The organism is Paramagnetospirillum caucaseum (genome assembly GCF_000342045.1).
GTDB classification, from domain to species: domain Bacteria; phylum Pseudomonadota; class Alphaproteobacteria; order Rhodospirillales; family Magnetospirillaceae; genus Phaeospirillum; species Phaeospirillum caucaseum.
Genome location: NZ_AONQ01000048.1, coordinates 18,485 through 33,770, shown reverse-complemented (window position 1 = coordinate 33,770; position 15,286 = coordinate 18,485). Strand labels below are relative to the sequence as shown.

The 15,286-nt window shown below is 69.0% G+C and carries 12 protein-coding genes and 1 tRNA gene; 6 read left to right on the top strand and 7 right to left on the bottom strand.

What is annotated here, in order from left to right:
* Window positions 1–94: 94 nt before the first annotated feature.
* Window positions 95–973: a 3-hydroxybutyryl-CoA dehydrogenase gene (locus tag H261_RS15970; RefSeq protein ID WP_008619460.1), complete on the top strand. Its 879-nt coding sequence runs from the start codon at window positions 95–97 to the stop codon at window positions 971–973.
* 111 nt (window positions 974–1,084) lie between these two features.
* Here H261_RS15970 and secA read toward each other — a convergent pair whose 3' ends face one another.
* Entirely contained in the window at window positions 1,085–3,784 is a 2,700-nt protein-coding gene (gene secA / locus H261_RS15965) for a preprotein translocase subunit SecA (protein WP_008619458.1), read from the bottom strand.
* A 187-nt stretch (window positions 3,785–3,971) separates the two neighbouring features.
* Here secA and H261_RS15960 point away from each other — a divergent pair.
* A tRNA-Leu gene (locus tag H261_RS15960) sits at window positions 3,972–4,056 on the top strand.
* Window positions 4,057–4,102: 46 nt separating this feature from the next.
* On the opposite strand, the gene H261_RS15955 is transcribed toward H261_RS15960, so the two are convergent.
* Entirely contained in the window at window positions 4,103–4,822 is a 720-nt protein-coding gene (locus tag H261_RS15955) for a pyrimidine 5'-nucleotidase (protein WP_008619456.1), read from the bottom strand.
* A gap of 166 nt (window positions 4,823–4,988) precedes the next feature.
* Between H261_RS15955 and H261_RS15950 the strand changes: the two genes are divergently transcribed.
* Together H261_RS15950 and H261_RS15945 are read left to right on the top strand one after the other, a co-directional pair.
* On the top strand, window positions 4,989–6,587 hold the full coding sequence (locus H261_RS15950; protein ID WP_235062956.1) for a sensor domain-containing diguanylate cyclase: 1,599 nt from the start codon (window positions 4,989–4,991) through the stop codon (window positions 6,585–6,587).
* Window positions 6,584–7,867: a DUF2336 domain-containing protein gene (locus tag H261_RS15945; RefSeq protein ID WP_008619453.1), complete on the top strand. Its 1,284-nt coding sequence runs from the start codon at window positions 6,584–6,586 to the stop codon at window positions 7,865–7,867. The genes H261_RS15950 and H261_RS15945 overlap by 4 nt, the downstream gene beginning before the upstream one ends.
* Window positions 7,868–7,933: 66 nt before the next feature.
* Here the strand turns inward: H261_RS15945 and H261_RS15940 are convergent, their stop codons facing one another.
* The 4 genes from H261_RS15940 to H261_RS15925 are packed head-to-tail and all read right to left on the bottom strand — an operon-like array spanning window position 7,934 to window position 11,247.
* A complete protein-coding gene (locus H261_RS15940; protein WP_008619452.1) occupies window positions 7,934–8,950 on the bottom strand; it encodes an NAD(P)/FAD-dependent oxidoreductase in 1,017 nt (338 codons plus the stop codon).
* 10 nt (window positions 8,951–8,960) lie between these two features.
* Window positions 8,961–9,827, bottom strand: coding sequence for a TIGR01459 family HAD-type hydrolase (locus tag H261_RS15935; RefSeq protein WP_008619451.1), 867 nt, complete (start codon window positions 9,825–9,827; stop codon window positions 8,961–8,963).
* Window positions 9,824–10,891, bottom strand: coding sequence for a quinone-dependent dihydroorotate dehydrogenase (locus H261_RS15930; protein WP_008619450.1), 1,068 nt, complete (start codon window positions 10,889–10,891; stop codon window positions 9,824–9,826). Before H261_RS15930 ends, H261_RS15935 begins: the two co-directional genes overlap by 4 nt.
* A gap of 2 nt (window positions 10,892–10,893) precedes the next feature.
* On the bottom strand, window positions 10,894–11,247 hold the full coding sequence (locus tag H261_RS15925) for a DUF952 domain-containing protein (RefSeq protein ID WP_008619449.1): 354 nt from the start codon (window positions 11,245–11,247) through the stop codon (window positions 10,894–10,896).
* 208 nt (window positions 11,248–11,455) lie between these two features.
* Here H261_RS15925 and H261_RS15920 point away from each other — a divergent pair, with 208 nt between their 5' ends.
* Window positions 11,456–12,112 (top strand): response regulator, encoded by a 657-nt coding sequence (locus H261_RS15920; protein ID WP_008619448.1) that lies wholly within the window; start codon window positions 11,456–11,458, stop codon window positions 12,110–12,112.
* Complete coding sequence (locus H261_RS15915) at window positions 12,099–14,729, top strand: cation-translocating P-type ATPase (protein WP_008619447.1); 2,631 nt, start codon at window positions 12,099–12,101, stop codon at window positions 14,727–14,729. Before H261_RS15920 ends, H261_RS15915 begins: the two co-directional genes overlap by 14 nt.
* On the opposite strand, the gene H261_RS15910 is transcribed toward H261_RS15915, so the two are convergent.
* The gene (locus H261_RS15910; RefSeq protein ID WP_235062955.1) at window positions 14,697–15,122 is read right to left on the bottom strand and encodes a response regulator; all 426 of its coding nucleotides are present in this window, start codon (window positions 15,120–15,122) and stop codon (window positions 14,697–14,699) included. The two genes, H261_RS15915 and H261_RS15910, sit on opposite strands and share 33 nt — an antisense overlap.
* Window positions 15,123–15,286 lie beyond the last annotated feature (164 nt).

The window sequence follows — 15,286 nt, the reverse complement described above, 5'->3', positions numbered from 1 at the left end:
CCTCTTCAAGGTGTTGCCGGAACTGGCCACCGAACTCAACAAGTAGTTTTCACCCTGCCCTAAGGCAAACGCCCTACCATCCGGGAGCCCAATAATGACTGCTATCAAGAAGATCGGTATTATCGGCGCGGGCCAGATGGGCAATGGTATCGCCCATGTCTGCGCCGCAGCCGGTTTCGACATCATCCTGCTCGACATCAGCGACGAAGCCCTGAAGAGGGGCCTCGGCACCATCACCAAGAACCTGGACCGCGCCGTTGCCAAGGGCAAGCTGACCGAGGCCGACAAGGCCGCCACGCTCGGCCGCATCAAGCCGACCACCGCCTATGCCGATTTCGCCGATAGTGATCTGGTCATCGAGGCCGCCACCGAGGACGAGAAGATCAAGCGGGCCATCTTCGCCCAGCTCTGTCCGGTGCTGAAGCCCGAGGCCCACATCGCGTCGAACACCTCATCGCTGTCCATCACCCGTCTGGGCGCCGCCACCGACCGCCCCGCCAAGTTCATGGGCATGCACTTCATGAACCCGGTGCCGGTCATGCAGCTGGTCGAGCTGATCCGCGGCATCGCCACCAGCGAGGAGACTTTCTCCCTGGTGCGCGAGATGACCCTGAAGCTGGGCAAGAAGCCGGTTTCGGCCGAAGACTTCCCGGCTTTCATCGTCAACCGCATCCTGCTGCCGATGATCAACGAGGCCGTCTACACCCTGTACGAGGGCGTCGGTTCGGTGACCTGCATCGACACCGCCATGAAGCTGGGCGCCAACCATCCCATGGGCCCGCTGGAACTGGCCGATTTCATCGGCCTGGACACCTGCCTGGCGGTGATGCAGGTGCTGCATGACGGTCTGGCCGACACCAAGTACCGCCCCTGCCCGCTGCTGGTGAAGTATGTCGAGGCCGGCTGGCTGGGCCGCAAGACCGGCCGCGGCTTCTACGACTACACCGGCGAGGTTCCGGTTCCGACCCGCTAAGCGGGGCCGCTGGACAAGAGAAGGGCGGGAAGCGAAAGCTTCCCGCCCTTTCTTTTTGTCGGTCCCCGGTCCCCCTCACCTTGGCGGGGGAGGGTCGGGGTGGGGGCTCGCTCAGGCCGCCCCGTGGCAGTGCTTGTACTTCTTGCCCGAGCCGCAGGGGCAGGGCGCGTTGCGCGGCGTCGCGGCCCAGGTGGTGGAATCGTTGGGGTCCACCGTGGTGTTGCGCTGGGCCAGGGCGATGGAGCCGCCGCCGCCCGAGAAGGCGGGGTCTTCCCGGGTTTCCTGGGTGCGCGACGGGCGCTGGGGCTCCAGGGCCTGTTCGGCCTCCTCGTCGCTGGAGAAGCGCAGCTGGACATGGGCCAGCACCGAGGTGACGCGCTCGCGCAGGTCGAGCAGCATCTGCTCGAACATGTTGAAGGCTTCGCGCTTGTACTCGTTCAGGGGATCGCGCTGGGCGTAGGCGCGCAAGCTGATGCCCTGGCGCAGGTGGTCCAACTGCAGCAGGTGCTCCTTCCACGCCTGGTCGAGAATCTGCAGCAGCATGCTCTTTTCCACCATGCGCATGGTGTCGGGGCCGTATTCGGCCGCCTTGCCCGCCGCCTTGCGGTCGGCGTGGTCGGTGACGCGGTGGCGGATCTCCTGGTCGGCGATGCCTTCCTCCTTGGCCCATTCGGCGATGGGGAGGTCCAGGTTGAAGACGCGCAGCACTTCCTCGTGCAGCGCCGCCACGTCCCACTGGTCGGCATAGGCGCGCTCGGGGATGCAGCGGCCGACCATCTCGGCGATGACCTCGTGGCGGAAGGCGGCGATCTCTTCCGAGACGTCGTCGGCGCTCATCAGGTCCTTGCGCTGCTCGTAGATGACCTTGCGCTGGTCGTTCATCACGTCGTCGAACTTCAGCAGGTTCTTGCGGATGTCGAAGTTGCGGGCTTCGACCTTCTGCTGCGCTTTTTCCAGGGCCTTGTTGATCCAGGGATGGACGATGGCCTCGCCGTCCTTGAGCCCCAGCTTCTGCAGCATGCCGTCCATGCGCTGCGAGCCGAAGATGCGCATCAGGTCATCTTCGAGCGACAGGAAGAACTTCGACGCGCCGGGATCGCCCTGGCGGCCCGAGCGGCCGCGCAGCTGGTTGTCGATGCGCCTGGATTCGTGGCGCTCCGAGCCGACCACGTAGAGGCCGCCGGCGTCGCGCACCTTCTGCTTGTTGACCTCGATCTCGGCCTTGATGCCGTCGATGCGCACTTGCCGCTCGGCCGGATCGGTGATCTCGGCCAGTTCCATCTTGGTGCGCATGTCGAGATTGCCGCCCAGCTGGATGTCGGTGCCGCGGCCCGCCATGTTGGTGGCGATGGTCACGCCGCCGGGCACGCCGGCCTGGGCGACGATATAGGCTTCCTGCTCGTGGTAGCGGGCGTTCAGCACCTGATGCGGAATCTTCTTCTTCTTGAGCATGTCCGCCAGCAATTCGGACTTCTCGATGGAGGTGGTGCCCACCAGGACCGGCTGCATGCGGCCGCGGCATTCCTCGATCAGGGTGACGATGGCCTCGTACTTCTCCTTGGCGGTGCGATAGACCTCGTCGTCGAAATCCTTGCGGCTGACCGCCAGATTGGTGGGGATCTCCACCACTTCCAGGTTGTAGATCTCGGCGAATTCGCCGGCTTCGGTCATGGCGGTGCCGGTCATGCCGGCCAGCTTGGGGTACAGGCGGAAATAGTTCTGGAAGGTGATCGAGGCCAGGGTCTGGTTCTCGTTCTGGATGGTGACGCCTTCCTTGGCCTCCAGCGCCTGGTGCAGGCCCTCGGAATAGCGGCGGCCCTCCATCATGCGGCCGGTGAACTCGTCGATGATGATGACCTTGTCGCTCTTGACGATGTAGTCCACGTCGCGGGTGAACAGCTTGTGGGCGCGCAGCGCCTGGTTGACGTGGTGGACGAGGCTGACGTTGCCGATGTCGTACAGCGTGCCCTTCATCAGCCCGGCGGCCTGGAGCATCGCCTCGACGTGTTCGGTGCCGCGGTCGGTGAGCGTCACGGCGCGCACCTTCTCGTCCTTCTCGAAATCCTCGGCCACCAGGTCGGGCATCAGCTTGTCGACCAGACGGTAGAGGTCGGAATTGTCCTCGGTGGGGCCGGAGATGATCAGCGGCGTGCGCGCCTCGTCCACCAGGATGGAATCGACCTCGTCGACGATGGCGTAGTTGAAGGGGCGCTGGACCATCTCTTCCAGGCGGAACTTCATGTTGTCGCGCAGGTAGTCGAAGCCCAGTTCGTTGTTGGTGCCGTAGGTCACGTCGCAGGCATAGGCCTGCTGGCGCTCGAGGTCGTCGAGGCCGTGGGTGATGACGCCGACGGAAAGGCCGAGGAAGCGGTAGACCTGCCCCATCCACTCGGAATCGCGGCTGGCCAGGTAGTCGTTGACGGTGACCACATGCACGCCCTTGGCCGAAAGGGCGTTGAGATAGACCGGCAAGGTGGCGACCAGGGTCTTGCCTTCACCGGTGCGCATCTCGGAGATACGGCCCTGGTGCAGCACCATGCCGCCCAGCAGCTGGACGTCGAAGTGGCGCTGGCCCAGCGTGCGCTTGGCGGCCTCGCGCACCGTGGCGAAGGCCTCGACCATCAGCTCGTCCAGTTCGGCGCCGTTCTCCAGCCGGGCGCGGAACTCGGCGGTCTTGGCGCGCAGCTCATCGTCGGAGAGCTTCTCGAAGGCAGGTTCCAAGGCGTTGACCGCCTCGACATGCTTCTTCAGCGGCTTGAGAACACGGTCGTTGGCGGTTCCGAAGATCCGCCGGGCAAGGGCGCCGAACATGAAGCTTCCCCAAGAATAATGAGAGCAGGCCCGAATGGGGCCTATTGCGACCGGCAAGAGATAGAGGCCGGCCCGCCATCTGTCAATCTCGCGGGCCGTTTTGCGGCGGATGGAATGCCGGGACTTGGGGGGCGGGCGCGGCTGGGGTATAAGGGCGGCACCGCCCGGTCGGGGCGGACTCCCCCAAGGCCCCTTGGCGGAACTGGTAGACGCAAGCGACTTAAAATCGCTCGCCTTCGGGCGTGCCGGTTCGATCCCGGCAGGGGCCACCAAAATCTGCTGGCTTGAACCCTGAGCGCCTTCGCCCGCCAGGCGGCCTCAGCCCCGCGCCGCTCGCTCCAGCCAGGCGGCAAGGTCGTCGGTGACGTGGTGGACATGGGCAAGGTCGCCGGAATCCTGGCCCAGCACCTCGGTGTCGGGGTGCCCGTCCTCCTTGACCCACAGGGTGGTCATGCCGATGGCGGCGGCAGGGCGCAGGTTGCGGTGGATATCCTCGACCATCAGCGCGGCCCTGGGATCGACGGAGTGGCGATCGATCATCAGCCGATAGCATTCGGGCTCGGGTTTGGGGATGAAGCGCGCCGCCCGGATGTCGAAGATGCCTTCGAAGTGCCGGGTCAGCCCCAGGCGGGCCAGCACGTTCTCGGCGTGGCGCTCCGATCCGTTGGTGAAGATCAGCTTGCGCCCCGCCAGCCCCGCCAGGGCGGCGTCCAGCCGGGGGGCGGCGTCCAGCACCGTGCAGTCGATGTCGTGGACGAAGCTTAAGAACGCCTCGGGCTCAATCCGGTGCATCAGCATCAGGCCGCGCAGCGTGGTGCCGAATTCGCGGTAATAGCGCTTCTGCAGGGCGAAGGCCTCGTCCAGCGACAGGTGCAGGCGGTCGGCGATGAAGCGGCGCATGCGCACGTCGATCTGGGGGAACAGGCTGGACGACGCCGGATACAGCGTGTTGTCCAGGTCGAAGACCCAGGTCTCGATGCGCGACAGGTCGGGGAAATCCTTGTCCATGGGCAAGACGTAGCGCGCCCCGGCGCCCATGGCAAGATCAAGCCCTTTAGGGGATCGTTAAGTGCCTATACCTATGGTAGGAGGGGAGTGGGACGTGACGGCCGGGAATCCAGGACCGATGAGCGCGACAGGCGAAAAACAGCGAGGCAAGCCGCCGGCAGGCGGACGTGCCGCCATGGTTCTGGGAGCCGAGGGATTGAGCGCTCTTCCCGGGCCGGCGGTGCTGCTCGACCGCGACGGGACCATCCTGGCCGCCAACCAGCGGGCCGAGCCGCTGGCCCTGGCGGTGGCGCAGGGGCGGCTGGCCTGCCTCGACGCCCTGCTGGCCCAGCCGGGCGCCACCTCGGTGGAAAGCCTGCAGCTTGCCACCGGCGGTACCCTGATCCTCGATCTGGTCTCCATTCCCGCCGAGGGCGGCCAGGTCATCCTGTTCGGCCGCGACGTGACGCTGGAGCGCAACCTCAGGGCCGCCCTGGTGGAATCCCGCCAGCGCTACAAGGACCTGGTGGAGATTTCCAGCGACTTCGCCTGGGAGACCGGGGCCGACGGGCGCTTCGTCTTCGTCAGCCCCAAGGGGGCGCTGGGCTTCGCCGCCGACGAGCTGGTGGGGCGCCGCCCCGCCGAGTTCGTGCTGCAGGAGGAAAACACCCACGGCCCCGGCCCCTTCGACGCGGTGGCCCCGGTCGAGGACATCGAGGTGTGGATGCGGCAATCGGACGGCCAGCCGCTGTGTCTGCTGGCCTCCTCCACTCCCATCCGCGGCGATGGCGGCGAATGGCGCGGCGCCCGCGGCGTCTGCCGCGACGTGACGCAGGAGCGGCTGCGCGACGCGGCGCTGAGCCGGGCCAACAACCGCGAACGCCTGCTCAGCTACATCGTGCGCACCATCAGGGACGAGGTGGACCCCGCCGACATGCTGAAGGCGGCGGCCGAGGCCACGGCCCGCGCGCTGGGCGCTACCGGCTGCCAGATCTTCCGCATCCAGTCCGAGGATTCCGATTTCGTCCTGTCGGCCGATTACGGCCAGTTCGGGGATTGCCGGCCGGTGCTCGACACCTTCGAGGCCTCCGACCATTACGATGCCGATCTGGGCGAGTGGCGGGTGCTGGCCTCGGTCTGCCGCTACCGCCATTCCATCAACGGCGCCGTGCTGCTGTGGCGGCAGATGAACCGCGCCGCCTGGAGCGACGACGACCGCCTGCTGATCGACGACGTGGCCAATCAGGTCGGCCTCGCCGCCGAGCAGATCACCAACCACGAGCGCATGGTCAAGCTGTCGCGTACCGACGGGCTGACCGGGCTGTTCAACCGCCGCGCTTTCTTCGAGGAGATCGCCCGGCGCTTCCACCGCCTGCGGCGCGAGGGGCGGCCCGCCGCGCTGATCTATGTGGACCTCGACAACTTCAAGGCGGTCAACGACGTGCACGGCCACCAGACCGGCGACGAGGCGCTGCTGGCGGTGCGCGACCTGCTGCTGCAGCATACGCGGCCCATCGATCTGGTGGCGCGGCTGGGCGGCGACGAATTCGCCATCTGGCTGGAGGCCGCCGAGGAACGCATCGCCGTCAAGCGCTGCCAGGACCTGCTGGAGGCGGCCAAGGGCCTGGACCCCTATTCCGGCGGGGCGGACAAGCCGCTGGGCTGTTCGCTGGGCGTGGCGGTGCACGGCGGCGGCGACATGGAAAGCATCGAGGAGTTGATCGCCCGCGCCGACAAGGCCATGTACGAGGTCAAGCGCAGCGGCAAGGGTGCCTGGCGCATCGCGCCGCCGACGGGTGGCGGGGAGGGGGCGTGAGCGGATTTCTCAAGCGGCTGTTCGGCGGCGGGCGCAAGGGGCCGCTGGACTACGAGCAGGCCAAGGAACTGGCCGCCCATCCCGATGCCAAGGTGCGCGCCGAACTGGCGGCCCGCGAGGATGTCAAGGCCGAGATCCTCTATTTCCTGTCCGAGGACGGCGACGCCGAGGTGCGGCGCCAGGTGGCGGCCAATCCCCACGCCCCGGCCCAGGCCAATCTCCGTCTGGCCGGCGACCAGAACGACGCGGTGCGCGGCGACCTGGCCGCCAAGATCGCCCGGGTGGCCCCCGGCCTGTCGCCCCACGAACAGGACCGCCTGCGCCGCATGACCTTCGAATCCCTGGAGATGCTGGCCCGCGACCAGATTCCCAAGGTGCGGCAGATCCTGGCCGAGGCGCTGCAGGACGTGGCCAATGCGCCGCCCGACGTGATCCGCCGGCTGGCCCGCGACGCCGAACTGGTGGTGGCCGGGCCGGTGCTGCAATTCTCGCCGGTGCTGACCGACGAGGACCTGCTGGAGATCATCGGCGCCGGTCCCATTCCCGGCGCCCTGGCCTGCATCTCGCGGCGCTCGGTGGTCAACGTCAAGGTGGCCGACGCCATCGCCGCCACCGACGACGTGGATGCCATCGCGGTGCTGCTGGGCAATCCCTCCGCCCAGATCCGCGAAGAGACCCTGGACCGTCTGGCCGACCGCGCCGCCGATATCGAGGCTTGGCACCGGCCCATGGTCGAGCGGCCGCAGCTTTCGGCCCGCACCGCGCAGAAGCTGGCCCGCTTCGTCGCCGCCAACCTGCTGCAGACCCTGGCGGCCCGCCAGGACCTGGACGCCGACGCCATCGCCGCCGTCGCCGCCGTGGTGTCGCGCCGCATCGGCGAGATCGAGGACGATGCCGGTGCCAAGAACGAGGCCAAGCGCGACGCCGACGAGGCCGCCGCCCTGCAGCGGGCCCGTGCCCTGCATGCCGCCGGGCAGTTGAACGAGACGGCGGTGGATACCGCCCTGTCGTCGGGCGACCACGCCTTCGTCACCGCCGCCCTGGCGGTCCTGTCGGAGCTGCCGCCCAAGGCGGTGCGCAAGGTGATCTACACCAAGAGCGCCAAGGGCATGGTGGCGGTCACCTGGAAGGCCGGCCTGTCCGCCGCCTGCGGCACCCAGCTGCAGGCCAAGCTGCTGCGCCTGACCCCCTCCAAGGTGCTGGGCGCCAAGCAGGGCGACCACCCGCTGTCCGAGGCCGAGATGGAATGGCAGCTGGAGTTCTTCGGGGCGGGGGACTGAGTTGCCAGGGCGGGCAGGATGCCCGCGCTCCATTTCTTCCCGGAGCGCGGCCGTCCCGGCCGCAGGTCAGCCCTTCGGCACGCCCGACGTGGTCGAGTGCTCGAAGTGCAGCGCCTCGCCGGGATGGACCGCGTCGTGGGCCGAGTGGGCGACGCGGGCGGCTTCGGCGAAGCCAGACAGGATCAGCTTCAGCTTGCCGGGATAGGTGCAAATGTCGCCGGCGGCATAGATGCCCGGCGCGTCGGTGGCCCCGGTGGCGGGATCGACGGCGATCAGGTTGCGGTCCATGCCGAGATTCCACTGGGCGATGGGGCCGAGATCGCTGGACAGGCCGTAGAAGGGCAGCAGCACGTCGGCGTCGAGGCGCCGGGTCTCGCCCTCCAGGGTGGCGGCCACCACCGCCGACAGCCGGCCGCCGGCACCTTCCAGGCCGTGCAGCTGATAGGGCACCACCAGTTCGATTGCCCCCGATTCGGCCAGTTGCTTGAGGCGCGCCTCGGATTCCGGGGCGGCGCGGAACTTGGGCCGGCGATGCACCACCATCACCCTGGCCGCCACCTCGGACAGCGAGATGGCCCAGTCCACCGCCGAATCGCCGCCGCCGGCGATCACCACGTTCTTGCCGCGGAAATCCTCGCGCCGGCGCACCAGGTAGAACACGCTGGTGCCTTCGTATTGCGCCAGCCCGTCCAGCGGCGGGCGGTTGGGGCCGAAGGCGCCGCCGCCGGCGCAGATGATCACGGCGCGGGCCGTGATGCTGTCGCCGTTGGACAGGCCGCACAGCCAGCGCCCGTCGTCCCGGCGGGACAGCGTGCTGACCTGGGTGTCGAGATGGAAGATGGGGTGGAAGGGCGCCGCCTGCTCGGACAGGCGCTCCACCAGATCGGCGGCCAGGATGGACGGGTGGCCGGGGATGTCGTAGATGGGCTTTTCCGGGTACAGCGCGGAGAGCTGGCCCCCCACCGCTTCCAGGGCGTCGACCACGTGGCATCGCACCTTGACCATGCCGCACTGGAACACCGTGAACAGCCCCACCGGGCCGGCGCCGACGATCACCGCATCGGTTTCGTGCATGACGGTCATGGAAGGCTCCTTACCAGACAAACTTGGGAATGGCGGCGACAGGCGTCTCGCCGTGATGACGGGCCAGTTCTGCCAGCCGGGCCGGGTCGGCGGTCTCGCCCCATTCGATGCCCAGTTCCTCGGCGTGGATGCCGCCGGTGACCAGCACCGCGTCGATGCCGCCGGCCCGGGCGCCCCGGATATCGGTGTGCAGCGCGTCGCCCACCGCGCAGACCCGCGCCTTGTCGGCGATTCCCAGGGCGGCCAGCGCCACTTCGTAGATGGCCGGGTCGGGCTTGCCCCGTTGCACCACCTGGCCGCCCATGTCGGCGTAGCGGTCGGCGATGGCTCCGGCGCAGGTGATGCGCTTGCCCTGGCGGATGACCACATGGTCGGGATTGGCCGAGACCATGGGCAGCCGCCGCGCCAGGGCGCGGTCCAGCACCGGCTGGTAGTCGGCCACCGTCTCGCTCACCTCCACCGGCCCGGTGTTGAGGACGAAATCGGCGCTTTCAAGGTCGACCGACCGGTAAGGCAAGGATTCGTAGACGTTGCGGTCGCGCTCCGGCCCCAGGTGGTAGAGCTTGTCGCCCAGGGCGGCGAAGACCGGATCGCCGCGGCGTTCCAGTTCCAGATGCACCGCCTCGCCCGAGGACAGCACCTCGTCGTACAGATCGCGGGCGATGCCCAGCCGGGTCAGCTGCTCGATCAGGGCGGTCGCCCTTCTGGGGGCATTGGACAGCATGATGGTGCGCTTGCCTGCCGTCCGCAGCGCCGCCAGGGTCCCGGCCACGCCGGGATAGGCTTCGACGCCGTCGTGGATCACTCCCCACAGGTCGAGGACGAAACCGTCATAGCGGCCGGCAATGGCCGACAGCCCGGCAATCTGGGCAATCACAACCCGTGCCCCCGGTGGTCGGCGCCTACCGCCTGGGTGATGGAGGCAAAGCCGTCGCGGGCCAGCAGGTCGGCCATCTCGCGCTTGATGCGGGTGACCAGGGCGGGGCCTTCGTAGACCATGGCGGAGTAGAGCTGGACCAGCGAGGCGCCGGCCCGGACCTTGGCATAGGCCTCCGAGCCCGAGGCGATGCCGCCCACCCCGATGATGGGCAGCTTGCCCCGGGTCAGCTCGTAGACCCGGCGCAGCATGGCGGTGGAGGTTTCGAACAGCGGCGCGCCCGACAGGCCGCCGGTTTCCCGCGCATTGGCCGAGCGCAGGGTTTCGGGCCGCGCCACCGTGGTGTTGGAGACGATCAGGCCGTCCAGGGCACCGTCCATGGCCACGGCGGCAATGTCGGACAGGTCCTCCCAGGCCAGGTCGGGGGCGATCTTCAACAGCAGGGGCGGCGCGCCGGAGGGCATGGCCTTGGTCAGGGCGGCGCGGGTGCGGCCCACCAGGGATTCCAGCTGGCCGCGGCCCTGCAGGGCGCGCAGGCCCGGCGTGTTGGGCGACGAGACGTTGATCACCAGATAGTCGGACAGCGGCGCGAGGCGGGCGGCGCCCTTCTCGTAATCGGCGGCGGCGTCCTCGGTGTCCTTGTTCTTGCCGAGATTGGCGCCGAGGATGCCGGCGCGTGGCCGGGCCGCCAGCTTCTTCGCCACGAAGTCCAGGCCCAGGTTGTTGAAGCCCATGCGGTTGATCACCGCCCTGTCCTCGGGCAGCCGGAACATGCGGGGCTTGGGATTGCCGGCTTGAGGCCGGGGCGTCACCGAGCCGATCTCCACGAAGCCGAAGCCCTGGGCCAGCATGGCGTCGGGCACCTCGGCGTTCTTGTCGAAGCCGGCGGCCAGCCCGACCGGATTGGGGAAGTCGCGGCCCCATAGCCGGATTTTGAGCGAATCCGGGTTGCAGGTCGGCTGCCTGGGGACCAGGCCGGCCTTGAGCAGGCCGATGGTCAGGCCGTGGGCGGTCTCGGCGTCGAGCAGGCGGACCAGCGGCCCGGCGAGGCGGAAATAGTCCAAGGTCAGTCCTCGATGGCTGGAAAGACATGGGTGCCGCCGGGATCCAGCGGCAAGTCGGCCACCCACTTCACCGCGGCGAGCGGCAGGGGGGCGTAGAGATGGGGGAACAACTGGCCGCCGCGCGACGCTTCCCATTTGAGGGCGTCGCCTAAAAGTTGCGGGTCAGCGGCGATGATCAGCAGCCCGTCCTGTCCGGCCCGGTGCTTGGCGACGCTGGCCTCGACCTGGGCTGGGCCGGAGAAATGGATGAAGCCGTCGGCCTCGTCCTGGGACGACCCCCTATATACCCCTGTCGTCTGGGCATATTGCCACTCGGTCCGACGGCATACATGATAGATGGTTGTGGGCGTGCTCATGGCGGCGGACCATACTGGAAGTTGGGGGCGAACGCTAGGCGCCGTCATCGTGGACCGCTCCCTAGGCCTGATGGCGGAAGCCGTGGGGCCTGCGGTGAAAGCCGTGGAGCATTGCAGATTTTTTCATGGCGGCGGCGCGTCATTCTTGCGACCATGTCGCAGATGGGCGACGGCGAACCATAGCCGGGAGATGCATGGTGGGGACGAGATGAAGATTCTTATCGCCGATGACCATGAACTGTTTCGTGACGGGCTCCGCCATGTCCTCGATCAGTTCGAAGGGCCGCCCACGATCATCGAGGCCAGCGACTTTCCGCAGGCCATAGCCGCCGCCCAGACCGACAAGGACATCGACATCGTCCTTCTCGACCTGACCATGCCCGGCATGGCGTGGGCCGAGGGGCTGGCCAAGCTGAAGGAATTGCTGCCGGCCACCGTGCCGGTGATCGTGCTGTCGGCCTCCGACGACCGCCGCCATGTGCTGCAGGCGGTCAACATGGGGGCCGCCGGCTTCATTCCCAAGACCTCGTCGAGCCGCGTCATGCTGTCGGCGCTGAAGCTGGTGCTGTCCGGCGGCGTCTACCTGCCGCCGGCGCTTCTGGACCAGAGCGGCCCCGGCGACGACGGTACCCCCATGGCGGGCGAGACCGCCATCGCGGCGCTGACGCCGCGCCAGCGCGAGGTACTGGCCCTGCTGGGCCAGGGCAAGTCCAACAAGGAGATCGCCCGCGTGCTGGAACTGGCCGAGGGAACGGTCAAGCTGCATGTGACGGCCATTCTGAAGGCGCTCAACGTCAACAACCGCACCCGCGCGGTGGTGGCGGCCTCGCATCTGGGGCTGACGGCCCCCGATGCCGCTCCCTGAGGCGGCGGCCGAGTGGCATAGGCTCGGCGCCGACGAAGTCCGCAGCCGCCTTGGCTGCGGCGCTTCCGGCCTGAGCGAGGACGAGGCCGGGGCACGCCGCGCGCGTTTCGGTTTCAACCGTCTTCCCGAGAAACCGCCCAGGCCCGCCTGGGCGGTTTTTCTCGACCAGTTCCGCAACCTGCTGACCCTGATGCTGCTGGCCGCCGGCCTGCTGGCCGGGCTGGTGGGCGACACCTCCGACATGGTGGTGGTGCTGGCGGTCACCCTGTTCAACGCCATCCTCGGCTATGCCCAGGAACGCCGGGCCGGGCGCATGCTGGGCGCGCTGAAGGCCATGCTGGCCCAGAAGGCCAGGGTGCGCCGCGCCGAGGGCGAGGCGGTGATCGCCGCCGAATTGCTGGTGCCCGGCGATCTGGTGCTGCTCAAGGCCGGCGACCGGGTGCCCGCCGACGGACGGCTGGTGGACGGCCAGGACGTGGAGGCCGACGAGGCGGCGCTGACCGGCGAATCCGAGCCGGTGGCCAAGATCACGCAGGCGCTGGACCGCGATGGCGTGCCGCTGGCCGAGCGGGTCAACATGCTGTTTATGAACGCGGTGGTGACGCGCGGCCGGGCCGGGATGGTGGTGACCGGCACCGGGCCGGCCTCCGAGATGGGCAAGGTCGCCGCCCTGCTGGATGCGGCGGAGGAGGGGCCGACCCCGCTGCAGCGGCGCCTCGACCAGCTGGGCCGCCGGCTGGCGCTGATTGCCGCCGTGGTGGTGGGATTCGTCCTGGTCCAGGGATTGCTGGCCGGCGAACCGCTGGGCCGGATGATCCTGACGGCGGTCGCCCTGGCGGTGGCCGCCATTCCCGAGGGACTGCCCGCCGTGGTCACCGTCACCCTGGCGCTGGGCATGGTGCGCATGGCGGCCAAGGGGGCGGTGGTCCGCCGTCTGGCGGCGGTGGAGACCCTGGGCTCGACCAGCGTCATCTGCTCCGACAAGACCGGCACCCTGACCCAGGGGCGGATGACCGCCCTGGAGGGCTGGGCGCTGGGGCGCCGCCACCTCTTTTCCGGTGACGTGCGGCCGGTCGGCCTGGAAACGGCCCTCGTCCCGGCCGGGCTGTGCACCGAGGCCCGCTTCAACCCCGCCACCGGCGAGGCGGTGGGCGACCCCACCGAGGTGGCGCTGCTGCGTCTCGCCCAACGGGCCGGGGCGTTGCCGGCGCCGGAGGACTGGCGGCGGCTGGCGGAACTGCCGTTCAGCTCCCTCGCCAAGCTGATGGCCACCCTGGACAGCCACGGCGCGGACTGCCGCCTGTCGGTCAAGGGGGCGCCCGACCGGGTGCTGGACCTGTGCGATTCGGTGCTGACCGGCGATGGAATCCTGCCGCTGGACGAGGCCATGCGCCGCGCCATCGCCGCCGAGATGGACGGGATGGGCGGCCGCGCCCTGCGGGTCATCGCCCTGGCCGGCCGCCCCGCCGCCCCGGACGAGGATATCGCCGCCGGTCTCGGCCGGCTGACCCTGCACGCCTTGGTCGGGCTGGCCGACCCGCCGCGACCCGGCGCCGCCGACGCCATCGCCACCTGCCGCGCCGCCGGCATCACGGTCAAAATGATCACCGGCGACCATCGGGTGACGGCGGGCGCCGTGGCGCGCCAGCTGGGCCTGGACGGCGAGGTGGTCGGCGGCGCCGACCTGGACGCCATGGACGACGCCGAGTTGGAAGCGCGGGCTCCGGCCATCGCGGTGTTCGCCCGGGTGACGCCGGAACACAAGGTGCGCATCGTCCGGGCTCTGAGGGCGAGCGGCCACGTCACCGCCATGACCGGCGACGGCGTCAACGACGCGGCGGCGCTCCGGACCGCCGACATCGGCATCGCCATGGGGCGCACCGGTTCGGACGTGACGCGGGAAGCCGCCGCCATGGTGCTGACCGGCGACGATTTCCCGACGGTGGTCGGGGCGGTGCGCGAAGGGCGGATCATCACCGACAACATCGTCAAGTTCGTGCGCTTCCAGCTGTCCACCAATATCGGCGCCCTGCTGGCGGTGCTGCTGGCGCCGTTTTTCGGCCTGCCGGTGCCGTTCAGCCCCATCCAGATCCTGTGGGTCAACATCATCATGGACGGGCCGCCGGCCATGGCGCTGGCCTTCGACCCGGCGCGGCAGGGGCTGATGGACCGCCCGCCCGCCCCGCGCGACGCTCCGATCCTGCCCACCGCCCGGCTGGTCCGTCTGTTCGGCTTCGGCCTGCTGATGGCGGCCGGCACCCTGGGGGTGCTGTGGTGGGAAGGCGACGGCGACATGGCGCGGGCCCGCACCATGGCCTTCACCACCTTCGTCATGTTCCAGGTGTTCAACGTCTTCAACGCGCGGGTGGGGGGCGAAAGCGCGCTGGCCGCCGCCGCCCTGGCTAACGGCAAGCTGTGGGCCGCCCTGGCCGGGGTGGTGGCGTTGCAGGCGGTGGCGGTGCATTGGGGGCCGGCCCAGGCCCTGTTCCGCACCACCGATCTCGGAGTGGGCGAATGGGGCGTCGCCGTGGCGCTGGGCGCCTCGGTGCTGGCGGTGGAGGAGATGGGGAAGCTGCTGTTCGGCTCAGCCCAGCGAGCGGGACAGGATGTCCTGTAGCTGACGGCCGTTGACCGGCTTGTGCAGGATGGGAGTGCCCTCGGCCTCGGCCTCTCTGAGGCCCTCGCCGGTGACGGTGGTGTCGCCGGTGACCACGGCGCCGGGGATACCGTCGCCGAAGGCGCGGCGCAGCAGGCCGATGGCCTGGGTGCCGGTCTGGCCGTCGCGCAGGCGGAAATCCGACAGGATGAAGCCGGGGGCCTCCCCCCCCTCCTCCTCGATCAGCGAGACGGCCTCGTCCGCCGACTGGGCGGCGATGACGCGGTAGCCCCAGCTTTCGAACAGCATCTGGTAGCCGGCCAGGACGATGGCCTCGTCCTCGATGACGACCACCAGCGGCGGCAGGGCGGCGATGTCGCGCGCCTGCGGGTTCCGTCCTTCCGATGCCATCATGATGAATTCCAATCCGTCATCCCGGTTACATGATGCTCGCGATGCCCGCCCAAGAGAAGCGTGCGGTGGTCATAACCCCCTATACACAACGCTGGTGGGGTAAGAACCGCCTGTCGGGGTAGGTGAAGGGTTGCTTTGCCGGTGCGATTCGTCCTTTACTTCCC

Coding starts and splice junctions, on each gene's coding strand:
- H261_RS15970 (WP_008619460.1), top strand. CDS start 95: ATGACTGCTATCAAGAAGATCGGTATTATCGGCGCGGGCCAGATGGGC.
- secA (WP_008619458.1), bottom strand. CDS start 3,784: ATGTTCGGCGCCCTTGCCCGGCGGATCTTCGGAACCGCCAACGACCGT.
- H261_RS15955 (WP_008619456.1), bottom strand. CDS start 4,822: ATGGGCGCCGGGGCGCGCTACGTCTTGCCCATGGACAAGGATTTCCCC.
- H261_RS15940 (WP_008619452.1), bottom strand. CDS start 8,950: ATGACCGTCATGCACGAAACCGATGCGGTGATCGTCGGCGCCGGCCCG.
- H261_RS15925 (WP_008619449.1), bottom strand. CDS start 11,247: ATGAGCACGCCCACAACCATCTATCATGTATGCCGTCGGACCGAGTGG.
- H261_RS15920 (WP_008619448.1), top strand. CDS start 11,456: ATGAAGATTCTTATCGCCGATGACCATGAACTGTTTCGTGACGGGCTC.
- H261_RS15915 (WP_008619447.1), top strand. CDS start 12,099: ATGCCGCTCCCTGAGGCGGCGGCCGAGTGGCATAGGCTCGGCGCCGAC.
- H261_RS15910 (WP_235062955.1), bottom strand. CDS start 15,122: ATGATGGCATCGGAAGGACGGAACCCGCAGGCGCGCGACATCGCCGCC.